This is a genomic window from Actinacidiphila acididurans, assembly GCF_016918855.1.
In the GTDB taxonomy this organism is placed as follows: Bacteria; Actinomycetota; Actinomycetes; order Streptomycetales; family Streptomycetaceae; genus Actinacidiphila; species Actinacidiphila acididurans.
In genome coordinates, this window is the sequence record NZ_JADKYB010000001.1 from 326,602 (window position 1) to 348,484 (window position 21,883).

At 68.9% G+C, this 21,883-nt stretch carries 21 protein-coding genes; 12 read left to right on the forward strand and 9 right to left on the reverse strand.

The genetic code is table 11. From position 1 onward, the window contains the following. The first annotated feature begins 133 nt into the window (after window positions 1-133). Entirely contained in the window at window positions 134-784 is a 651-nt protein-coding gene (locus ITX44_RS01425) for an HAD-IA family hydrolase (RefSeq protein WP_205355078.1), read from the forward strand. Here ITX44_RS01425 and ITX44_RS01430 read toward each other — a convergent pair. Together ITX44_RS01430 and ITX44_RS01435 are read right to left on the reverse strand one after the other, a co-directional pair. Continuing rightward, window positions 771-1,259, reverse strand: a complete 489-nt coding sequence (locus ITX44_RS01430; protein ID WP_205355392.1) for a TetR/AcrR family transcriptional regulator — start codon at window positions 1,257-1,259, stop codon at window positions 771-773. The genes ITX44_RS01425 and ITX44_RS01430 overlap by 14 nt on opposite strands. A 200-nt stretch (window positions 1,260-1,459) precedes the next feature. Beyond that, a complete protein-coding gene (locus ITX44_RS01435; protein ID WP_205355079.1) occupies window positions 1,460-2,518 on the reverse strand; it encodes an alpha/beta fold hydrolase in 1,059 nt (352 codons plus the stop codon). A gap of 214 nt (window positions 2,519-2,732) precedes the next feature. On the opposite strand from ITX44_RS01435, the gene ITX44_RS01440 reads away from it, so the two are divergent. Further along, a complete protein-coding gene (locus tag ITX44_RS01440; protein ID WP_205355080.1) occupies window positions 2,733-4,175 on the forward strand; it encodes an aldehyde dehydrogenase in 1,443 nt (480 codons plus the stop codon). A 71-nt stretch (window positions 4,176-4,246) separates the two neighbouring features. Here ITX44_RS01440 and ITX44_RS01445 read toward each other — a convergent pair whose 3' ends face one another. Then, the gene (locus ITX44_RS01445) at window positions 4,247-4,810 is read right to left on the reverse strand and encodes a CGNR zinc finger domain-containing protein (RefSeq protein ID WP_205355081.1); all 564 of its coding nucleotides are present in this window, start codon (window positions 4,808-4,810) and stop codon (window positions 4,247-4,249) included. 231 nt (window positions 4,811-5,041) lie between these two features. On the opposite strand from ITX44_RS01445, the gene ITX44_RS01450 reads away from it, so the two are divergent. After that, window positions 5,042-6,661 carry a tannase/feruloyl esterase family alpha/beta hydrolase gene (locus tag ITX44_RS01450; RefSeq protein WP_205355082.1) on the forward strand — a complete coding sequence of 540 codons (1,620 nt, stop codon included), beginning with the start codon at window positions 5,042-5,044 and terminating at the stop codon, window positions 6,659-6,661. A 26-nt stretch (window positions 6,662-6,687) separates the two neighbouring features. Here ITX44_RS01450 and ITX44_RS01455 read toward each other — a convergent pair whose 3' ends face one another. Next, window positions 6,688-7,017: a hypothetical protein gene (locus ITX44_RS01455; protein WP_307795028.1), complete on the reverse strand. Its 330-nt coding sequence runs from the start codon at window positions 7,015-7,017 to the stop codon at window positions 6,688-6,690. A gap of 103 nt (window positions 7,018-7,120) precedes the next feature. Beyond that, window positions 7,121-7,726: a TetR/AcrR family transcriptional regulator gene (locus ITX44_RS01460; RefSeq protein WP_205355083.1), complete on the reverse strand. Its 606-nt coding sequence runs from the start codon at window positions 7,724-7,726 to the stop codon at window positions 7,121-7,123. Between the two features lie 144 nt (window positions 7,727-7,870). Here ITX44_RS01460 and ITX44_RS01465 point away from each other — a divergent pair, with 144 nt between their 5' ends. Continuing rightward, a complete protein-coding gene (locus tag ITX44_RS01465; RefSeq protein WP_205355084.1) occupies window positions 7,871-8,605 on the forward strand; it encodes an SDR family NAD(P)-dependent oxidoreductase in 735 nt (244 codons plus the stop codon). Between the two features lie 33 nt (window positions 8,606-8,638). Continuing rightward, a complete protein-coding gene (locus tag ITX44_RS01470; protein WP_205355085.1) occupies window positions 8,639-9,274 on the forward strand; it encodes an NADPH-dependent F420 reductase in 636 nt (211 codons plus the stop codon). 202 nt (window positions 9,275-9,476) lie between these two features. Here ITX44_RS01470 and ITX44_RS01475 read toward each other — a convergent pair whose 3' ends face one another. Then, a complete protein-coding gene (locus ITX44_RS01475) occupies window positions 9,477-10,118 on the reverse strand; it encodes a hypothetical protein (protein WP_205355086.1) in 642 nt (213 codons plus the stop codon). Between the two features lie 231 nt (window positions 10,119-10,349). Then, entirely contained in the window at window positions 10,350-11,258 is a 909-nt protein-coding gene (locus tag ITX44_RS01480; protein ID WP_205355087.1) for a LysR family transcriptional regulator, read from the reverse strand. 284 nt (window positions 11,259-11,542) lie between these two features. On the opposite strand from ITX44_RS01480, the gene ITX44_RS01485 reads away from it, so the two are divergent. Beyond that, a complete protein-coding gene (locus ITX44_RS01485; protein ID WP_205355088.1) occupies window positions 11,543-12,175 on the forward strand; it encodes an NADPH-dependent F420 reductase in 633 nt (210 codons plus the stop codon). Window positions 12,176-12,208: 33 nt separating this feature from the next. Continuing rightward, complete coding sequence (locus ITX44_RS01490; protein ID WP_205355089.1) at window positions 12,209-13,147, forward strand: SDR family oxidoreductase; 939 nt, start codon at window positions 12,209-12,211, stop codon at window positions 13,145-13,147. Between the two features lie 92 nt (window positions 13,148-13,239). Here the strand turns inward: ITX44_RS01490 and ITX44_RS01495 are convergent, their stop codons facing one another. Next, complete coding sequence (locus ITX44_RS01495) at window positions 13,240-13,731, reverse strand: DUF3885 domain-containing protein (RefSeq protein WP_443609165.1); 492 nt, start codon at window positions 13,729-13,731, stop codon at window positions 13,240-13,242. A gap of 37 nt (window positions 13,732-13,768) precedes the next feature. On the opposite strand from ITX44_RS01495, the gene ITX44_RS01500 reads away from it, so the two are divergent. From ITX44_RS01500 to ITX44_RS01515, 3 genes are all read left to right on the forward strand, one after another. Further along, window positions 13,769-14,068, forward strand: coding sequence for a transposase (locus ITX44_RS01500; RefSeq protein WP_205355090.1), 300 nt, complete (start codon window positions 13,769-13,771; stop codon window positions 14,066-14,068). Continuing rightward, the gene (locus ITX44_RS01505; RefSeq protein WP_205355091.1) at window positions 14,065-14,943 is read left to right on the forward strand and encodes an IS3 family transposase; all 879 of its coding nucleotides are present in this window, start codon (window positions 14,065-14,067) and stop codon (window positions 14,941-14,943) included. The genes ITX44_RS01500 and ITX44_RS01505 overlap by 4 nt, the downstream gene beginning before the upstream one ends. Before the next feature lie 348 nt (window positions 14,944-15,291). Beyond that, window positions 15,292-15,537 carry a DUF2283 domain-containing protein gene (locus ITX44_RS01515; RefSeq protein WP_205355092.1) on the forward strand — a complete coding sequence of 82 codons (246 nt, stop codon included), beginning with the start codon at window positions 15,292-15,294 and terminating at the stop codon, window positions 15,535-15,537. Window positions 15,538-15,646: 109 nt separating this feature from the next. Here ITX44_RS01515 and ITX44_RS01520 read toward each other — a convergent pair whose 3' ends face one another. Next, on the reverse strand, window positions 15,647-19,699 hold the full coding sequence (locus tag ITX44_RS01520) for a glycoside hydrolase family 3 C-terminal domain-containing protein (protein ID WP_205355093.1): 4,053 nt from the start codon (window positions 19,697-19,699) through the stop codon (window positions 15,647-15,649). A gap of 253 nt (window positions 19,700-19,952) precedes the next feature. Here ITX44_RS01520 and ITX44_RS01525 point away from each other — a divergent pair, with 253 nt between their 5' ends. Together ITX44_RS01525 and ITX44_RS01530 are read left to right on the forward strand one after the other, a co-directional pair. Beyond that, window positions 19,953-20,336 (forward strand): Imm32 family immunity protein, encoded by a 384-nt coding sequence (locus ITX44_RS01525; protein ID WP_205355094.1) that lies wholly within the window; start codon window positions 19,953-19,955, stop codon window positions 20,334-20,336. A 220-nt stretch (window positions 20,337-20,556) separates the two neighbouring features. Beyond that, a complete protein-coding gene (locus tag ITX44_RS01530; RefSeq protein WP_205355095.1) occupies window positions 20,557-21,402 on the forward strand; it encodes a class I SAM-dependent methyltransferase in 846 nt (281 codons plus the stop codon). The last annotated feature ends 481 nt before the right edge of the window (window positions 21,403-21,883 follow it).

Here is a 21,883-nt window from a genome sequence, read left to right on the forward strand (position 1 = left end):
CGACGGACCCCTTCGGCCCTGCCACCCGCTGCGGCGGCCCCACCCCCTCAACGAGCGACCGCCGACCACGTCACCGCCCGGCGCGTCCACAGGCGGTACGACGCCGGTCCCGGCGGCCTTTTAGGGTGTGCGTATGACCCCGTACCGCAAGGGCCTCGTCCTCGACTTCGGTGGTGTGCTGACCACACCGCTGCTGCCCGCCGTACTCGCCTTCGAACGACGTGAGGGACTGGCCGAGGGGACGTTGCTCACCCGCCTCTACCTCAATCCCGAGGGGATCCGGCTCATCGAGGAACTGGAGCGCGGCACACTCACCCAGACCCAGTGGAACGAAGCGGCCGGAGCGCTTGCCGGCATCCCGTCGGCCAATCTGATGGGCCGGGTCTTCGCCGACCTGCGCCCCGAGCCCCTGGTGGTCGCCGCGGCCGCCGCCGCCCGCCGGGCCGGCGTCAAGGTCGGCATCCTCTCGAACTCCGTCGGCATGGCGCCCTGGAACCTGTACGACGGCCACGAGGTGGAGGAGCGCTACGACGCCCTGGTGCTGTCGGAGGTCCACGGCACGCGCAAGCCCGAACCGGAGATCTTCCGGATCATGCTGAGCGAACTCGGCCTGACGGCGCGGGAGTGCGTGTTCGTGGACGACACCGAGCAGTACCTGACGCCCGCGGCGGAACTCGGATTCGCCACCGTCCACGCCGTGGAGCCCGCCCGGACGGTTGCCGAACTGGAGAGCCTGCTCGGCATCCCGCTGACCGGGGCCGACCGAAGTGTCAGGACGCCCTGAGACCGTTCAGCAGGGTGTCGACCACGACGTCCGCCGCCTGCGCGGGGCTCAGTTCGGGCAACTGCCGGGACACGAGGTGCATGAGCTGCGGCAGCAGCGCGCTCGCCCATCCCGCAGGGAGGCCGGGGCGCAGCAGGCCCTCGTCGGTGGCCCGCCGCAGGAAGTCGTCGACCTCGGTGACACAGGCGTCCCGCCGCCGGCGGATGGCGTCGTCGCTGAGCATACGGGCGAGGTCGACGGGCCAGGTGCGGTTGACGGCGATGATGTTCTCGACGTAGCGGTGCAGGGCGACGGCGACGGGGGCCTCGCGCAGCCGCGCGTCCTCGATGGCGCGCTCGATGGCCGTGACGCGGGATTCGTAGATGGCCGTCAGGAGTTCCTCGCGGGAGGCGAAGCGGCGGTAGACGGTGCGCCGGTCCACGCCCGCCTCGGTGGCGATGCTCGCGATGCTCGCGCCGGGGTCGGCGGCGAGCATGCGTGCTCCGGTGGTCAGGACGGCTTCCAGGTTGCGCACTGCGTCGGCTCTCACCGCACCGAGTGTAGTGGCGGAATGTGCAGCCTGAGACATCTAGCGCCTCTTAGGAGTAGAAGCACTCCCCATAAATGCCACAGCAATGTGACAGAATAGTCCGCCGCCCAGGATGCGGTTCCGGCGGCCCGGCGACCTACTGGTTCTCAGAGGTGATCGGCGTCGACGACGGCCTGGGCGAAGGCGGTGGGCGCCTCCTGCGGCAGGTTGTGGCCGATGTTCGCGACGGTGCGGTGCAGGTACGGGCCGGTGAAGTGGTCGCGGTAGGCGGAGCCGTCGCCGGCCGGGGTGAAGGGGTCGAGGGCCGGGTCGAGGGTGACCGTGGGGACGTGGACGGGAGGCTGGGCCGCGAGCAGCTTCTCGTAGTGGTCGTAGCGGTGTTCACCCTCGATCAGGCCGATGCGCCAGCGGTAGTTGTAGAGCACGACGGCGGCGTAGTCGGGGTTCGTGAAGGCCTGGGCGGTGCGCTCGAAGGTGGCGTCGTCGAAGTTCCAGTTGGGGGAGACGAGGGTCCACACGTACCGGCACAGGGTGATGCGCTCGTCGACGTTCTCCATGGTCTTCTTGCCGCGCTCGGTGGCGAAGTACCACTGGTACCACCAGTTGTGCTCGACGCCCGGAAGGGCCGGCTCCAGCTGCGCCTTGACGTTGGTGATGAGGTAACCACCGGTGGAGACAAGGGCCTTGACGCGCTCGGGCCACAGCGCGGAGATGATGTCGGCGGTGCGTGAGCCCCAGTCGAAGCCGGCGAGGACGGCCTTGTCGATCTTGAGGGCGTCCATCAGGGCGATGATGTCCAGCGCCACGGCGGACTGCTCGGCGGTGCGGGGGGTGTTCCGGGACAGGAAACTCGTACTGCCGTGGCCGCGCAGGTACGGAACGATGACGCGGTAGCCCAGGTCGGCGAGGAGCGGGGCGACGCCGACGAAGCTGTGGATGTCGTACGGCCAGCCGTGCAGGCAGATGACGACCGGGCCGTGGGCGGGGCCGACCTCGGCGTAACCGACGTCCAGGAGGCCGGCCTCGACCTGTTTGATCGGGCCGAACCCGTTGTGGGTGCCCGGGGCGATGGCGGGGACGGCGGCGCCGCCCGGCTGGTGCGAGGTGGTCGCGGCGGATGCGTTGGTCCGCGGGCCGGACAGCGAGACCGCCGCCACGCCCGTGCCCAGGCCGACCGCCCTGCTGAAGGTACGCCTGTTGATCATGAGAAACCCTCCGCTCGTATCACCGCTACGAGATCACCGCGGCTCTTGGCGCGACGACCTTCGCATGCCGCCCGTCACCTGTCAAACGGGTGACGCATACTGCGCACGGGTCGCACGTGCATGTGCAGCTAAAGAAGCGAAGTGCTACATTGAAGTGGCAGTTGAATGATGGCATCGGAACGAGCTGAACCGAAAGCACCGGGAGAGAAAGCACATGATCACCTACGACCGGCTCTTCGTCGGAGGTTCCTGGGTCGAGCCGAGCAACCCGGAGCTGCTCGACATCGCCTCGCCGCACGACCGGTCGGTCGTCGGCCGCGCCGCGCAGGCCCAGCCCGCGGACATCGACCGCGCCGTCGCCGCGGCACGGGCGTCCTTCGGGGCCGGCGAGTGGCGTCTGGCCGCACCGGCGGAGCGGATCGCGGTCCTGCGGCGGTTCAACGCACTGCGCGAGGAGAACGCGGAGAAGATCGCCCACCTGATCTCGCTGGAGAACGGTTCCGCCGGATGGTTCACCCGTGCCGGACAGCCCGGCCTGACCCGGCAGGCGAACGCCTACCTGAAGGCGGCGGAGGAGTTCGGCTGGGAGGAGACGCTTCGGCCCTCCGACCCCGCGTCCCCGGTGCGCAGCGTGGTGCGCCGCGAGGCGATCGGCGTCGTGGCCGCGGTCATCCCGTGGAACTCACCCTTCTCCTCGGCCACTTCGAAGATCATCCCCGCCCTGGTCACCGGCAACTCCGTGGTCCTCAAGGTGTCCCCGGAGAACTCGCTGAGCATGGGCTTCCTGGCCGAGTTGCTGGAGCGGGTGGGCCTGCCCGAGGGCGTGATCAGCGTCCTGCCCGCGGACCGGGAGACCAGCGAGTACCTGGTGTCGCACCCCGACGTCGACAAGATCGCCTTCACCGGCTCGACACGGGCCGGCCGCCGTATCGCCTCGATCGCGGGGGAGGCGCTCAAGCGGGTCAGCCTGGAGCTGGGCGGCAAGTCCGCCGCCATCATCCTCCCCGACGCCGACATCGAGAAGGCCGTCGCGGGTGTGAAGTTCGGCTCCCTGCTCAACAACGGTGAGTCGTGCATCGCCCAGACCAGGATCCTGGCGCCGCGCAGCCGGTACGAGGAGGTCGTGGCCGCGCTGAAGGAACTGGTGGAGTCACTGAAGGTCGGCGACCCGGGTGACGCCGACACCTTCATCGGCCCGATGATCCGTCCCGACCAGCAGGAGCGGGTGCGCGACTACATCCGGATCGGCATCGACGAGGGCGCCCGCCTGGTCACCGGCGGCCCGCAGATCCCCGAAGGCCTCGAGAAGGGCAACTACGTCACCCCCACGCTCTTCGCCGACGTCGACAATTCCATGCGCATCGCGCAGGAGGAGATCTTCGGCCCCGTCCTGGTGGTCATCGCCTACGACAACGAGGACGACGCCGTCCGTATCGCCAACGACTCCGAGTACGGCCTCTCCGGCGGCGTCTGGTCCACCCACGAGGAGCACGCCCTGGCGGTCGCCCGCCGGGTCCGTACCGGCACCGTCACCGTCAACGGCGCCTCCATCGCCTTCGACGGCCCCTTCGGCGGGTTCAAGGCGAGCGGCATCGGCCGCGAGTACGGCTCGGTCGGCATCGGGACGTACACCGAGTACAAGACCATCACCGTCTGATCCGGCCGGACGTACCCCGGCTGCCCGTACGACCGGGTGATGTACCCGGACCCCTGCCCGTACTCAGGGGGTCAGTGCGCGGCCGCGGCCGGCGCGGACTTCTTGCGTGCGCGGTACGCGGCGGCCTTGATCTTGTTGCCGCAGGACTCCATACCGCACCACTGGCGCCGCATTCCCCGGGAGCGGTCGATGTAGACCCGGGTGCACTCGGGGTTGCCGCACTCCTTCATCAGGGGGACGTCCGGGCCGCTGAGCAGTTCCACGGCCTGCCGGGCGACGGTCGCCAGAGCCTGTTCGGGCGTCGCCTCGGTGTGCCGGCCCGACAGGGTGAGCTGGGGCGTCGCGGGGGTCCGGCGCGCGGCGCCGTTGAGCACGGCGAGCGCCTCCCGGTCGGGCTCCTCGCCGAGGTGGCGGTTGGTGACGAGCCGGTAGACGGCCTCGCGCACCGTGGTCGCCTCCCGGACATCGTCCTCCGTGCCCGGAGTGATCGCGTCCACCAGCCCGCACTCCAGATACCAGGCGTTCAGCCGCTCCGGCGTCACGAACATCTCGAACCGGGTCGAGCGCCGGGCGCGGAGCGTGGCCGCGAAGTCCAGGGCCGGGTGCCCGCACACGAATACATGCTCAAGGTTCACATCACCATCTTGACGGGTGATTCCTCTCGGAAGCAAGTGCGTCACCGTCTTAACCGGTGATAAGGTCCGGTCAGTCTTCGGCGACCCCTGGCTGCCCGGGGTGCATGCCGAGGCCGCGGCGGCATGCCCGCGGACGGACGTGTCCGCGCTGCCGGCCGACCGACGGTCCTTCGCACGCGATGCGCACATGTGTCGCCGCGCGGGCACACCTACTTCTCAGACGGGAAAGCCATGAAACGACTTCTCACTGTCCTCGCAGCCGGTGTGCCGCTGGCCGCGGCGGTGTGGATCCCGAGCGCGTCGGCGCAGCCCCGGAGCACATCCGCCGCCGCGCCGGTCACCTGCTCGACTCCGTCCGTGCAGGCCCCGTCCGGCGCCCGGGTCGAGTCCGTGACGGCGGTCCGCCGGGCGGGCGGGACCATCAACGGCACCGGAATCCTGCAAGGCACGGTCACCGATGTTCCGGCCTTCTGCGAGGTGACGGTCACCCTCACCCACCCGGGCGTCGGCGACCACGCCAAGGTGCAGACCTGGTTGCCCCTGACCGGCTGGAACGGCCGTTTCCAAGGGCTCGGCGGCAGCGCCTACCTGGCCGGCGACAACGGCGTCGGCATGAGCGCCGCCGTCAAGAACGGCTACGCCGCGACCACCACCGACGCCGGCGTCGGCGACGCCCTCGACACCAGCTGGGCGCTGGACAGCGCGGGCCAGGTCGACACCGGACTGCTGACGAACTTCGCCTCCCGCTCCCAGCACGAGGCGGCCGTCGTCGGCAAGGAGGTGGTCGACGGGATCTACGGCCGGCACGCCGCCTACTCCTACTTCACCGGCTGCTCCACAGGCGGCCGCCAAGGTTATATGGAGGCCCAGCGCTATCCCGACGACTACGACGGCATCCTCGCGGACGCGCCTGCCATCAACTGGGACGAGTTCGAAGTCGCCACCCTGTGGCCGCAGGTGGTCATGAACAACGAGAAGACGTATCCGACTCCCTGTGAGTTCAATGCCTTCACCGCCGCCGCGGTCAAGGCCTGCGACCCGCGCGACGGCGTCACGGACGGCCTGGTCAACGACCCGGCCCGCTGCGACTTCGACCCCCGCAGGCTGATCGGCACCAAGGTGGTGTGCGACGGCAAGGAACTGACCATCACGGCGGCCGACGCGGCCGTGGTCCGCAAGATCTGGGACGGCCCGCGCACCACGTCGGGCACGAAGCTGTGGCCCGGAGTTCCGGTCGGAGCCGACCTGACGGCTCTGGCGGGCCTCACCCCGCCGGACGCGAACGGCAACGTCGCCGGAGCGCCCTTCCCGGTGCCCGCCGACTGGGTCAGGCTCTGGGTGGCCAAGGACCCGTCCCTGGACCTGCCGAAGATCACCTACAGCCGGTTCACGCAGCTCTTCCAGCAGTCCGAGGCCGAGTACGACAAGGCCATCGGCACGGACGACCCTGACCTGTCGGCCTTCGCCAAGTCCGGCGGCAAGCTGCTGACCTGGCACGGCCAGGCCGACCAGTACATCCCCACCCAGGGCACCGTGGACTACCGCAAGCAGGTCGAGCGCGAGATGGGCGGCTCCAAGCAGGTCGACGACTTCTACCGTCTCTTCCTCGCCCCGGGCACCAACCACTGCGGCCTCAACGGGACTGACGGCTCGTCCGACGGTCTCACCGCGCTGACCGCCTGGGTCGAGCACGGCAAGGCACCCCGTATTCTGCCCGCCACCCTGATCAACTCATCCGGACAGCAGGTCACCCGCGACCTGTGCAGCTACCCGCAGGTCTCCCGCTACCAGGGCCACGGCGACCCGTCCCTCGCCTCCAGCTTCCGCTGCGTCTCCCCGCACCGGAACTGACCCGCCCCCTCCTCCGGTCAGCGGGCTCATGGTGCGTCGCCGCCGTCCTGGCGCTTCAGCAGAGCTTCGTAACCAGGTGACGGGTGGATCAGTTCGGGGTGTTCCACCACGTAATCCTGGCCGTGAATTGCCAGCATCGCCCAGTGCCACGACGTGTCATGGAAGATGAGCCCGCGGTTCGAGGCGTCTTCCGGATCGTACGGGTACCGCTCCATGGCGGCTTCCTCGGCTTCCGCCGCCGTCAGCCCACCGTGATGCTGCATCACCCAGGCGTAGGCGCCACGCTCGGACTCCAGGTACTCGACGCACTCAGCCTCGGTCCACGTCACGTTTCCACCCTGGACGATCGGTTCCACAGGCTCAATGGTCACTGCGGCTCAAGGACGGCCTCCGCTGCCTCCCGGAGGTCCGGGTGGGGGTCGTCCGCGAGAGCGTCCAGACCGGCCGCGGAGTGCCACGTCAACTTGACGCTTCCGCCGGTCGCCGGTCGTCGCCGGCGGGGATGGCGCTGTCGATGAGGACGGCGGCGATGGCGGCGGCGGTGGGGAAGGCGTCGGCGTTGAGGACCCGGGTGCGGGCCGCGGCGCCGTCGAGGAGGAGCGCGAGCTGCTCGCCGAGCTGCTCGGGGTCGGCGGCGCCGGCTTCGCGGGCGGCGTCGGCAAGCCGCGCGGCGACGGCCTTCTTGTAGTCGCGTGCGTACTGGGATGCGGGGTGCAGGGGGTCGTGGAGTTCGACGGCGGCGCCGATGTACGGGCACAGGGGGGTGGTGGCGGGGATGTCGAAGGCGGCGAGGAGCCGTTCGCGGGGCGTGAGGTCGGTGCGGTCGAACACGCCGGACAGAACGGAGGGGTCGAACCGGCGCAGGTACTCGGCGACGAGTTCGTCCTTGCCGGTGAAGTGCTGGTAGGCCGTGCGCTTGGACACCTCGGCCGCCGCGCAAAGCTGGTCCATGCCGGTGCGGTTGATGCCCTGCTCGCGGAACAGCTGCTGGGCCGCGCCGAGGATGCGCTCGCGGGCGCCCCGGCCGCGGCGGCGGCCCGTGGGGCCCTTCTCCAACTCCGTCATGGGTCCAGGGTACCCGAGCTGGGTAACGACCGGTGTACATAGTTTGCGTCCCGGCCGCCCGCCCCGTACCGTAAGCACACAGGGCGGTGTACATAACACCGTCACCCCAGGTGCGCGCGGCACCACCGACCCGAGGGAGCGACGATGGGAAAGCTTGACGGCAAGGTTGCGGTCATCACCGGCGGCAGCACCGGCATGGCGCTGGCCGGCGCGAAACTGTTCGTCGACGAGGGAGCGCACGTCTTCATCACCGGCCGCCGCCAGGACGCCCTGGACGAGGCCGTGAAGCAGATCGGCCGCAACGTCACCGGCGTCCAGGGCGACGCCGCCGACCTGGACGACCTGGACCGCCTGTACGACACCGTCAAGCGGGAGAAGGGCAGCATCGACGTGCTGTGGGCCAGCGCAGGCGGGGGTGAGCCCGCCCCGCTCGGCGAGATCACCGAGGCCCAGTTCGACACGTGGTTCGGGCTCAACGCGCGCGGCACCCTGTTCACCGTCCAGAAGGCCCTCCCGCTCTTCAACGACGGCGGCTCCATCCTCATGACCGGCTCCAACGCCTCCCTCGGCGCGTTCCCCGGCTGGAGCGTCTACGCCGGCAGCAAGGCCGTCCAGCAGGCCTGGGCCCGCGTCTGGCTCAACGAACTCAAGGACCGCCGCATCCGCGTCAACGTCCTGACCCCCGGCCAGGTCGCCACCGCCAAGCAGGCAGAACTCTTCGACGAGGCCACCAAGCGCCAGTTCGAGTCCCTCATCCCCCGCGGCCGGATGGGCAGCCCCGACGAAATCGCCACCGCCGCCCTCTTCCTCGCCTCCGACGACTCCAGCTACGTCAACGGCATGGAACTCGTCGCCGACGGCGGCACCACCGCCATCTGAACCGGACAACGCACAACCACGGCAGGACACCTCATGAGCAGCATCAGCATCATCGGCACCGGGAACATGGCCCGCACCATCGGCGCGCGGGCGGTAGCGGGCGGCAACACCGTCGAGATCATGGGCCGCGATCAGTCCAAGGCCGCTGACCTGGCCAAGGCTCTCGGCGGCGGCGCCACGACGGGAGAATGGGGCACCGCCCCGGCCGGGGACATCGTCATCGTGGCCCTGTTGTACGACGGTGTCGTGCCGGTCGTCGCCCAGTACGGAGACGCTCTCGCGGGCAAGATCATCGTCGACATCAGCAATCCCTTCAATTCCACGTTCGACGGGCTGGCCCACCGCGAGGAGACCTCGATCGCGCAGGAAGTCGCCAAGGCGGCCCCGGCCGGCGCCGGCGTGGTGAAGGCGTTCAACACCGTCTTCCGTCATGTCCTGGAGAAGGGTCGGCCCGACGTCTTCATTGCTGGCGACAATGCGCAGGCCAAGGCAAGTGTGGAGGCGTTCATCGAGAGCCTCGGGCTGCGCCCGCTGGACGTCGGCGGCCTGAAAATGGCGCACTGGCTGGAAGGAGCGGGCGTGATCACGGTGGGCCTCGCCAACCACGGGGTGGGGAACCTGGACTTCGCCCTCAGCATCACCGAACTCCCCGTCCGGGCAAACGGTTGACGGAGCCTTTTCGGAGTGGCCGCGGATCGGGGGACGGAGCCGGCGTGAGGGCGGGGCGCTACGGACAAGGCTCCCGTGCCGTTGAGGGAGGTGTTCGAAGTCTCAACTCAGCTGCACAGCGCTCACCTCCGCATACGGGCTGAGGACGTCCCTGGCCGGCAGTACAGCGCCAGCTGAGACAGCCAAACCAGCCCGTCCGATGTCACCTCGTGTGCTGGGCGTCGAGGCCGGCCAGGTGGGGCACGCCGAGGGCGGTGAGCAGTGTGAAGAACAGGTCCTCGCAGAAGATGTCCCTGCCGTCGAGGACGGTTGCTACGGCAGTGGGGTTCGGCTTGCGGCCGGCGACGGCTGCCCAGGCGACGGCCGCGGGCGCGGCGGCCGGGCCGGGCGGTCCGGCGGCTGTGGACAGGCGGTTCACGACTGCCTGATGGCGGGGCAGGTATGTCTCGTCGTCCTCGGTGTAGGGCTCGTCGTTGTCGTCCCAGTAGGTGTACCGCCAGCCCTCGGGGTCGATGTGCCCGATGATGCTGTCCACCATGAACCAGCCTCCCCAGCGGCCCTCCTCGGGGCTGTATCCGATGAGCTGGGCACCGTCGCTGTCGAGTACAACGGCGGCGAGGACAGGGCTGCCGGCCTGCCCCATGAGCGCCCGCAACGTCGCTTCCCACGCTGCGGGCAGATCCGGGGACGCCCAGCCGTCAGGTCCGCGGTGCACCCGGACCGCCTGCCACCCGTCGGCTCCTCGGCCATGCCATGAGATATCGCCGATCGACGGCCGAAGCGCGGCCAACTCGGTCAGCGGATTGGCCGCCCGCGCCACGATGTACGTGCCCCAGAAGCCCATTTCGTCCTCCTGCCGTGCCGTTTCGGCGGCACCCTAGCGGCGGGTACTGACATTTGGACGTTTCCGCAGCCACCTGGATGGAGCGCACAGGCTGTGTTCACGGTCGGCGGTTCGGGCGTCCTGCGACCGTGGCGCCGCCGGGGGCCTTTCGCCTCCGCCCCGAACTCAATGCCTTCGCCATTGTTGTGACCGCTTGCCCCCGGTTGGGGCTGCTGTGGTCAGTCGGACTGCTCAACCGTGCTTTGAAACGGGGCCTCCAAGCTGCCACATTTCATAGTTCCCACATTCTGCCGTGATCTCGGCCGTCGCCTGAGCCGCGGTGAAGAAGTCATCGACCACCGGCGACGTGCGCGATGCCGCCACCGCGAGGCACACCTGGTCGGGCGCCAGATCCGGGACGGGCACGTAGATGACGTCCGGATGCGAGTAGAACACGGACGCCGAACGGGCCAGGAACGAGATGCCCCGGCCGGCCGCGACATGCTCGAGCGTCTCGTCCACCCCGCGTACCAGGTACCCGGCGTTGGGGTGCGGGCGCCTGGTGGGCTGCGTGCTCGGGTCGGCATGCCAGACCAGCGGTTCGCCGGCCAGGTCGGCCTCGGTGACCTCTTCCTTGCCGGCCAACGGGTGGCCGGCGGGCAGCACCGCCACCCGCGGCTCGGTGTACAGCGGGGTGACGTGCAGACCGGTCTCGTCGATGGGCAGCCGCACATACCCGACGTCGATGCGGCCGTCGAGCAGCATCGGGGCCTGGTCGTCCCATTCGATCCGCTGCACGTCCACGACCACGTCCGGGTGCCGGGCCTCGAACGCCTGCGCCGCCGGGATGACCGGGATGCCGGCCCGGAAACCGACCACCAGCCGCCGGTTGCCGCGGGCGGCCACGGACACCCGGCGGCGGACCGCGTGCGCGGAGGCGAGCAGCGGACCGGCGTCGGCCAGCAGTTGTCGGCCCGCGTCGGTCAGCGCTACGCCGTGGCGATCCCTGGTGAACAGCGAGGCGCCGAGATCCTGCTCGAGCGCGCGGATCTGCCGGCTGAGCACCGGCTGCGCGATATGCAGCTCATCGGCGGCGCGGCCGAAGTGCAACTGGTCGGCCACGGCGACGAAGTAACGCAGTTTGCGCAGGTCCAGATCCATGGCGCCTCCCGGCCCGGTGATGTCTCCAGGGTATCACCACGGCTGAAAGAAGTCTTGGACACCCACACGGGCCAATGGCAACCTGAATAAGTACCTGATGGGGCCGCAGTGAATTCGGCACAAGAATTCGACATCGGAACTTGATGGCAGAGTCCAGGCCCGGATGAGGAACATCAGGAATTGAGCGCCACCTATCGCGTCTTTCGACGGCGTCGACGACACAACCGTTGACAACGACGGGGTGGGCACGGCGTCCTGTCCAGCTCCAGAAAGCAGGCACACCAATGAGCGGCATCAGCATTATCGGCCTGGGGAACATGGCCCGCGCCCTGGCCGACCGGGCGCTCGCCGGCGGCAACGCCGTCGAGATCATCGGCCGCGACCCGGCCAAGGCCAAGGAATTGGCCGCCGCGCTCGGCGGCGCCACTGCCGGGACGGCCGGCGCCGCCCCGGCCGGGGACCTCGTCGTCCTCGCCGTGCCGTACGCCGGCGCGGCGGCGGCGGTGAGCGAGTACGGGGACGCACTGCACGGCAAGGTCATCATCGACATCACCAACCCCGTCACCCCCGATTTCAAGGGCTTCGTCACCCCCGACGGCAGTTCCGGCGCGCAGGAGATCGCCAAGGCAGCCCCCGCCGGCGCGCATGTCGTCAAGGCGTTCAACACCCTGTTCTCCCACGTTCTGGCGGCCGGACCGGCCGAGGGTCACCCATTGGACGTGTTCATCGCCGGCGACGACGCGCAGGCGAAGACACGCGTGTCGGCGTTCATCGAGAGCATGGGGCTGCGCCCGATGGACACCGGGGAGCTGCCAATGGCGCGGGCGCTGGAGAACGTCGGCCTGCTGGAGTTGGGCCTCATCACCCACTCCGTCAAGCACACCAACTTCTCCCTCGGCGTCACGATTCTCGGCTGAGCGCCCCTCCACTACCTCACAAGGACAGTTACGATGCGCGTTTTCGTCGCTGGCGGGACCGGCCATTCCGGTTCGTACATCATCCCCGAGCTCATCGCCGCCGGGCACGAGGTCACCGGCCTGGCCCGGTCGGACACAGCCGCGGCGGCGTTGTCCGCGCTCGGCGCGAAGGTGCGTCGCGGCGACCTCCAGGATCTCGACGGGCTCAAGGAGGCGGCCGCGGACTCCGACGGCGTCATCCACGTCGCGCACAGGCAGGACCTGCTTCCCTCCGGCGGGATCGACGCCGTGGCCGCCGCGGAACTCCCGATCATGCTCGCGTACGGCGAGGCACTGGCGGGAACCGGAAAGCCGCTGGTCGCGGCGGGGAGCATTGGCTCACCCGGGCAGCACCTGGGCCGGCCGGTCACCGAGGAGGACCCGGCGCTTCCCCGCGGCGACGATGACAAGGGCACCCTGCGGGTTCGTAACGTCGTGGAAACCGCCGTAGTCGGCCTCGCCGAGCGGGGAGTGCGGTCTTCGGTCGTGCGGATTGCCAACATCGCGCACAGTACGACCGATCGTGCCGGCTTCCTCCCCACGCTGATCGCGCTCGCGAAGCAGAAGGGTTTCGTCGGCTACCCCGGAGACGGCGCGAACCTGTGGAACGCCGTGCACATCCGCGATGTCGCCTCCTTGTTCCGCTTGGCGCTGGAGAAGGGGCCGGCCGGCAAATACTGGCATGCGGTCGGGGACGGTTCCATCCCGTTCCGCGAGATCGCCGAGGCCATCGGCAGCCGTCTGGGCCTGCCCGTCGTGAGCGTTCCCGCGGACGTCCTGATGGTGCCGGGATACTTCGGGTTCCTCGCGAACATCGTCACGCAGAGCTACCCGGCGTCCAACCTCATCACCCGCCGGACCCTCGGCTGGGACCCCGCCCAGCCCAGCCTCCTCGCCGATTTGGACAACGGCCATTATTTCTCGGCCAGTTGACGGCCGGGACCGAATCGCAACGTCCGGCAAATGATCTGCCCGGCGGGGGCGGGCGACCGCGGCCACCGTAACGCGGTAACTACCCTGGTTTTTCAGAGACCTGACAGATGGTTGGAGAGCCAGTCGGTGTGCCGATCGCGTGTACGGTCCCGTTCCTGCGGTGTGGTGAGGAAGACGTCGGCGCCACCGTCGTAGGGGTGGTAAATACGCCGCATCCGGGTGTCGGTGATGAGGAGACCCGCCACCTTGTAGTCGGCGATTTCACGGAACAACTCGTCGATGCAGCCTCGTTGCCAGGGCCGGCGGTCGGCGAAGAGGTGGCAATAGGTGCGGAACTGCGGATCCGGATCGTCCTCCACCAGCAGGCTCTGCCAGTAGCCGGCGTCGGGCTGGATCGGCGGGACCTCGGCTTCGGTCGCCCAGTGGGGAGTGATCACGTATACGTCCGTGCCCGCGAACAACTCGTCGAGGACGGTGTTGTGACGATCCAGGACGATGGCGTACTCGCCCTCGTCCTCTGCGTACCGCTTTGATTCCGGCAGGCTGTGTGGGCTTGCTTCGCTTTGACGGACATCCGCGATCAGGGGTTACGGCCCCGGAAGGATGTCCACCATGGAGAGCATGGGGAAGAAGAAGCCGCGTCCCAGGCGCTCGTTCACGCCGGAGTTCAAGGCCGAGATCGTCGGGCTGTGTCGCCGCGGTGATCGCTCAGTCGGCCAGGTGGCCAAGGACTTCGACTTGACGGAGACCGCAGTGCGGCTGTGGGTCAGCCAGGCCAGGGTCGATGCCGGCGAGGAACCGGGCTTGACCAGCGACGAGCGGGCCGAACTGGCCCGACTGCGGGCCGAGAATCGCCGGCTGCGGCAGGACGTGGACGTGCTCAAGCGGGCCACGGCTTTCTTCGCGAACGAGACCCGATGACGGTGGATCCGTTCATCAAGGCGGGGATGCGGGCAGGTCACAGCGTCAAGCGGGCGTGTGAACTGCTGCAGGTCTCGCGTGCCGCCTTCTACGCCCGCCGCGCGGGCACCCTCTCGCCACGCCGGGAACAGGACGCTGAGCTGACCGAGCGGATCACCGCGGTGCATGCCCGCTCGCGCGGCGCCTACGGTGCCCCGCGCGTCCACGCCGTGCTGCAGCGCGAGGGCAGGCAGTGCGGGCGGCGCCGCATCGCGCGGCTGATGCGCCAGGCCCAGCTGGCCGGCCGGTGCCGCAGACGCCGGATGCGCACCACCATCGCGGACCCGCAGGCGCCCGGGCGCCCAGACCTCGTGCGTCGGGACTTCGCACCGGATCCCACCGTGCTCAACACCCGCTGGTGCGGCGACATCACCGACATCGCGACCGAGGAGGGCTGGCTCTATCCGGCCACGGTGATCGATATCGCCTCGCGCAAGGTCGTCGGCTGGGCCACCGCCGACCACCTGCGGACCTCGTTGGTCGCCGACGCGCTTACGGCCGCCTGCCGCAACCGCCGCCCCGGTCCCGGCTTGATTTTCCACGCGGACCGCGGCTGCCAGTACACCAGCCGCGAATTCGCGCAGGTGGCGGCCTCATTCGGGATTCAGTTGCCGGTCGGGCGGACCGGGGTGTGCTGGGACAACGCCCTGGCGGAGTCGTTCTTCGCCACCCTCAAGCGCGAGTTGGGCGTGGGCCAGCACCAGGTGTGGACCAGCCGGGCCGCCGCCCACTCGGCGATCTTCGAGTTCATCGAGGGCTGGTTCAACGTCCACCGCCTGCACAGCAGCCTGGGCTACCGCAGCCCCACCGAGTACGAGGCCGCCCACGTGGCCTGACCGACACAACCACCGTGTCCGTCAAACCGGAGCAAGCTCAGTGAAAGCGCACCCAGACATCCCGATACGGGCCACGGAGCTTGTAGCCCACGGGAGGACAGTGGGGCCATCGCTGCTGCCACAGTTCCGTCAAAGCGGTCTGCCCGTCACCTGACACCTGCTGCACTCGCCCTCTCGTGGATGACCCGTATGACGACCATCATGCCCGGTGCCCACTGCCACCCTCACGGGCTGGCGACTCCTGGGCAAACTCCGTTGCGATACCACACACAGCACCGACATCGTCAATGCTGTCCTGGGCCGCAACGAGGTACCGGACTTCAACGACACGAAGGGGGCCGACTCACTGTGGCGGATGTCAGGGTCACGTACGACAAGGTTGCGAACGCGGCGTACGTGTACTTCACCGAACCGCAGCTCCGCGTGAAGTCAGCGCGTACGTACCCCTGCGATCCGGTGGACGTCGACGGCATGATCAACCTCGACTTCGACGAACAGGGCCGGCTCATCGGAGTCGAGGTGCTGGCGGCCAGTTCGAAACTGCCCGCGTACCTGCTGCAGTCCGCGGAACGCCTGGACGACGAAGATGCGTGAAGGAGCGGAACATGGCAGCCGCGGCCACCCCGCCCCGGACCACTGAGCGGCGCGGCCCCGGACGCCCTCTCGCAAGGGCGTCCGGGACCGGTTCCTGCCCAGGAGAAGATCAGTCGTAGACGAGGTCGAAGGACTGGGCGGGGCCGATGGTGGTGCTGTCGGCGATCAGGGGGTCCGCTCCGGAGTTCTCAGCGGAGACGTACTGGTTGTTGGCGTGGGCCCGGAGGCTGATGCTGCCGTCGGGGTTGTAGGACAGGTCGAAGGACTCCCACGGTCCGATGGCCGTGCGGTTGGCGATCAGCGGTGCCTTGCCGCCGTTCTCCGCGGTGACGTACTCGGTGTTGGCATGGGCCAGCAGGCTGACGCTGCCGTCGTTGTTGTTGACCAGGTCGTAGGACTGGGCGGCGCCGATCGTGGTGCTGTCGGCGATCAGCGACTTGGTGCCGGCGGTGTCGGCCGTGACGTACTCGTTGTCGGCGTGCGCCCGCAGGCTCACCACGGTCTTGGCGCTGGGTGTTCCCACGCCGAGGGAGAAGATGTGCATGGCCACGACGCCCGAGGTGACGCCGGTGCTGACGTAGGGCAGCACCACGGCCTTGACGGTCTTGCTCGGGTCGATGGGCACCGCCGCGTAGTAGACGTGGACCTTCTGGTTGTTCCTGCCGCCCTGGTTGTTGATGTACGGCAGGGTCGCGGCGATGTCTGTACCGGCCAGCGCGGAGCTCGACCACCAGTCGGCGAAACCGACGCTGTAGGGCTGCGTGGTGCCGTCGGTGTAGATGACCGTGCCGGAGCCCGAGGCGTTGCCCGTGGACGACGACCCGAGGAAGGCCAGGGTGCTGCCGGAACCGGTCACCGGGACGGTCTGCCCGCCGGCGGCGATGTTGTCCGGCGTGCCGACGGCGGAGTCGGGCCACTGCAGGTTCATGCCGTCGTGGTGGAAGGCGGCACCCGGGCGGATTCCCGTCGCGTTCAGCGCCTGCGCGGAGTAGCTGTTGCCGCCGCCGTCGAAGCTGCCCGCCTTGGTGTTGGAGTCGTCGCTGACACCGGTGTTGTCGTAGGCGGCGGCCACCGACGGGTAGGGGATGTTGACCGACGCGGTGTCGGTGTACGGTGCGCCGCCGGACACCGTCGCCTGGGCGGTCAGCCCGTAGCTGCCCTGCGTGGCATCGGCCGGCGCGGTCAGCTTCCAGGTGGTCGTGGCCTTCTGCCCGGCCGCGACGCTGGCGAAGGTGCTCGGGCTGGTGGCCTCCGCGGTCCAGCCGTCGGGCGCGGTGAGGGAGAGCGAGACGTTGCTCACCGGCGCGGTGCCGCCGTTGGTGTACGAGGCGGTGGCGGTGATCGTGCCGCCCGCGGCGGTCAGCGCCGGAGCCGACAGGGAGACCGAGTGGTGCACGACGATCGGGGTGGTGCCGGAGACGCCGCCCACGGTGACCTTGATGGTGGCCACGCCGTCGGCGACCGCGTGCACGGTGCCGTCGGCGTCCACCGTGGCCACGGCCGGATTGCTGCTGCTGTAGGTGACGTCGGCCTTGCTCAGGTCCACGAAGGACTGGTCGTCGTTCACGGCCTCGACGACGTTGTCGGCGGTGAGGGACGTGTCGCGCTGCTCATTGGCGGGATCGGTGTCGTCCTTGATCCACCGGTTCTTGCCCAGCAGGCTGACGGTGTCGCCCGCGTTGAGCTCGACGTTCTCCGGCTGCACGGTCACGTACTGGACCTTGGGCTTCAGCGTCCCCTGGATCTGCACCGCGGCCGTACCGGCGATGTGCGCGGAGTCCGGGCCGACCTGGAAGGCGTAGGTGCCGTTGTACACCGTCTGCCGGGCCTGCGCGGTGTCCCACATCGACAGGTCCGCGGCCTTGACCTTCATGGTCAGGTGCTGGGTCTGCCCGGGCCGCAGCACCTTGGTCTTGGCGAAGCCCTCCAGCCGCTGCTTGGGCAGTTCCACACCCGGCACGCCGAACTGGGTCGCCGCGTAGAGCTGGGCGACGGTGGCGCCGGCGACCTTGCCGGTGTTGGCGACGTCCACGCCCACGGTCACCATGCCGTTCGGGGTGATGTGCGCCGCGTGCGCCGTGACGTTCTGGAAGGAGAAGCTGCTGTAGCTCAGGCCGTAGCCGAAGGGGTACGTGGGGGTGCCGGTGAAGTACTGGTAGGTCCGGCCCAGCCCGTCGGTCTGGGACGGGGTGAGGCCGTAGTTCTGCTTGTCCGGGAGCTGCGAGTCGTCCTTGTACCAGGTGAAGTTCAGGTGTCCGGACGGATTCTGCTTGCCGAACAGCACATCGGCGAGCGCGGTGCCCTGCGCCTGCCCGTTGAAGCCGCTGAACACGATCGAGGAGACCTTGTCCTGCACATCGTCGATCTTCATGGGGCCGTCGGACTGGATGACCAGCGCCGTCTTCTGGTTGCCCAGCGCCGACACCTGGTCGATCAGGGAGTGGTAGTTGCCCGGCATCGCCAGGTTCGTCCGGTCCTTGCCCTCGTCCGCGTTGGCCTGGGTGGTGCCGACGAATTCGACGACCAGGTCCGCGGCCTTGATGTCGGCCTTGGTCTGGTCGGACAGCACCGCGTCGCCCGTCGCGGTCGGGGAGGTGCCGGCCGCGTCGTAGACCACCGAGGCGGACGGGTCGGCCGCGGCCACCGCGTCCTTGATGCCCTGCAGCGGGCTGGTGGTGTGGTCGGGCTGGCCGCTGTACAGGCCCAGGGTCGTATTGGCAGCCTGGTCGCCCAGCACCACGATGTGCTTGGCTGTCGCCGCGTCGGCGGGCAGCAGGGGCGCGCTCGTACCCGCGGGGGTGCTGTTCTGCAGCAGCACCAGCGAGTTGTCGGCGACCTTGGTCGCCAGCGCCTGGTGCGCCGGGCTCTCGATCTGGTCCTTGGTGATCGAGGTGTACGGCACCGAACCCGGCGGGTCGAACTCGCCGGTCTCCATGCGGATGGTGAACACCTTCACCAGCGCGGTGTCGATGACGCCCTCGCTCAGGATGCCCGCGTCGATCGCCGCCTGGATGTTGGCCGTGGTGGCCTCGTCCCCGGTGCAGTTCAGGTCGGTGCCGGCCCGCAGGGCGTACGCCTGCCCGCCCGCGGCACCCGGCACCTTCGTACCCGTGGACGTGTTGGTCCACGTCGAGGTGTCGCCCTGCTTGTCCGTCGACCACCCCGGCGGCGCCCACGCGTGCCCGCTCGGCGGATTCTTGTACGTGGTCCCGACCGCGCCGCAGTCGGAGGTGATGTAGCCGTTGAACCCGTAGGTGCGCTGGGCCAGTTCGTTGGTGGTGTACGTGTCCGCCACCGACGGCGTGCCGTTGATCGCGTTGTACGACGTCATCAGGCCGGCCACGTGCGCCTGCTCGATGAGGCTGCGGAACTGCGCGGTGTAGTAGTCCCGCAGATTCGTGTCGGTGGTGTCCGAGCTGATGCCGGTGCGGTTGTCCTCGACGTTGTTCAGCGCGTAGTGCTTGGCCGTGGCCGCGACCTTCAGGTAGCCCGTGGTCGACTGGCCGGTCTGCGTCTGGCCCTGGTAACCGTCGATGAACTGGCCGGCCATCTGGCCCACGAAGTACGGGTCCTCGCCGAACGCCTCGTCGGTACGGCCCCAGCGCGGGTCGCGGTCGAGGTTCACCGTGGGGGCCCAGAAGGTCAGCGAGCCGTAGTCGCTGGCGGACTTGCCGAGGTTGTTCTGGCCCTTGCCGAACAGCGACTTGTCCAGGAAACCGCGCACCTCGTCGGAGATCGCGCTGGTCTCCTGGTAGATCAGGCCGCGGTCCCAGGACATGGAGGAGGCGAAGTTGGTGGGGAAGCTGGTGGCGTGGACGCCGCCCTGGACGCCGCCGTTGTTCTGGTCGGCGCCCAGGGAGTTCACGCCGTGCTGGCCCTCGCTCCAGTACGTGTACTGCTGCACGCCCAGCCGCGGGATGGCCGGGCCGCTGTTGGTGCTGAGCTGCTGGACCTTCTCCGCCAGCGTCATCCGCGACACCAGGTCCGCGGCTCGCTCCTCGAAGGAGTAGTGCGTGTCCAGGTAGATCGGGGTGGTCGTCGCCGTCGCCCGCGGCGCCTCGGCCAGTGCCGTACCGCCGCCGTACGTCGCGCTCAGCGTCATCGCGCACGCCATAGCGCACAGCGCGGCGAGTCCGGCTCGTCGGCGCTTTCGCTGATCCATCCTGCCTCCGTCGTCATCGCATGAGGTCCTCCTGCTCCGGCGACGGGGTTACGCCTAAAGCCGAAGAAACCTCGGTGTGACTTCGTTGTCAATGTGGCAGCTTCACGCCCGCCTTACACTGCGTCAAGACGTGTGACAGGACTCAGCATTGAGTGTTTTGATCGCTGCTGTACAAAGGTGCTGAGGCTCGGCCCTGGCCGTGCCCTGGCCCGGGGGAGCCGCCGATCGGTAGGATCGGCTGGCTGGAGGGGATGTGGTGTTGCAAGCTCTGTACAGCGGGGAAACCAGAGAGCTCGAGCTCTCTGGGACGCGTCGGGGGCTCCTGGCACTCGGACAGCTGCTGCGGGGGGAAGCTGGAAGCTGCGCTCTCTCGGAGAACCGGCGTTCGTTCCCGTACGAGAGGTCGCTGTCCGAGATCGCGTTCTGGGAGGACCCGGAGCGCGACACGGCTTCGATCGTCACGGAGGGCCGGATCCTGAGGATCCAGGGAGGGCGGGAAGCCCTCGACCTCCTCGCCGGCAACATCGAGGACTTCGCTTCCGAGGCGGGTGCCGGCGATCATTGCCATGTCGACTCCCCAACATGCGACTACATCGCGCCGGAGTCGGACCCGCTCGTGATTGCGTTCATGGCGTGAGCGGAGAGCTCTCGGCCACACGGTGGTTGAGCCCGCAGGCCCCAGCGTGAGAGAGCGATCGTGGGCCTGGCCGGGTGCCGGTCGGCCTCCGCTGAGGCCAAAGCCACTCACAGCGAACTCAACGAACACCTCAGCAGAGGGACATGGCAGATCCCAAACGCGGTCTGATGCCTGCTGGAGGCTGCGGAGGGCAAGGCGGAATACGTCGGACCGCTACCGCTTGACCTACCCCCGTGAACTGATCGACGACCTTGTCGGCTTGCAGCCCGCGACGGTTCTCGATGTCGGATGCGGCACCGGAAAGGCCGCCGTGGCTCTCCTCGGACGTGGTCTGTCCGTCCTCGGCGTCGAGTTGGACGAGCGGATGGCCCAGGTCGCTCGCGGCCATGGTGTTGACGTGCAGGTTTCCGCTTTCGAGTCATGGGACTCGGCTGGGCGCACGTTCGACCTCGTCACCTGCGGTGATGCATGGCACTGGATCGACCCCGTACGTGGGGTCGCAAAGGCCGCGGAGGTGCTGGACACGGGTGGGACCATCGCGCGGTTCTGGACCTCAACGGTATTGGACGAGGAATTCAGCGTTGCGTTCGATCCGATCTACCGCAGTTATGCGCCGGAAGTCGTACAGGTATGGCGTTCGGCACAGGGCAAGCCGCGGGTTCACGCCTCCCGTGCCGATCTCTTCGAACGAAGCGCCGCATTCTCGCCGGTAGGGATGAGGAGTTACCGGTGGGAGCGTAGCTTCGGCGGCGATGAATGGGTCGGTCTTGCGGGAACCGTCAGCGATCACCAGCGTCTTGGGACCGAGCGCCTCACGGCCTTGCTCCGGGCGCTCCGTTTGAGGATCGATGAGCTCGGCGGCACTGTCCACTCTCGCCAGGAGACATACGTTCTGCTCGCCCAGCGGGTCCAGCAGGAAGGTTTCGAGCAATGCTCAAGACCTCGTCGAGTCCGCCCGGGCTCGCCGGCGTGCTGTGAACGCACCCCGTTCGTCGCCCCCGCCCGCGCCGGAGCCCGTCTTGAACGCGGCGACCTCGTCGAACGCCCCGAGAACCTCGCGGCATGAACAGCCGCAACCGGTCCATGGAATCTGACCATCGCCGGGCAACGGTGCTGCCGCCCCTGCCCGGGGGGCTCGAATGTTCGGTCGCTTACCGGTCACGCAGTCGTCGCCACCGCCATGACCGACCAGGCCGTACACGCCCGGGGCCCGGACGGTTTCGCCTTCACGAGTCCGGTACGCCCGGTGACTGCGGACAAACGTCCAGGTCCACGGTGACGAACGCGGCCTGATCACCCTGGCCGACGGCCTTGCCGGGCGGCGAGAGCTGAGCATCGAACTCCACCGCGCTCAGGACAGCAGCAGAGGGCGTGGGCGGTCCCTCCTCGCCGATGCCCTTTCTCTGGTCCCGGAAGGCGAACCGGTCTTCGCTGCCGTTTCCCCGGGCAACGCCCGCTCCCTGCGCGCCTTCCGTGGAGGAACGGATAGCGGTCGCCTCCGCGCCCCCGCCGGCCGCAGCGGCCGACCCCGTGCCACCGCGCAGTGC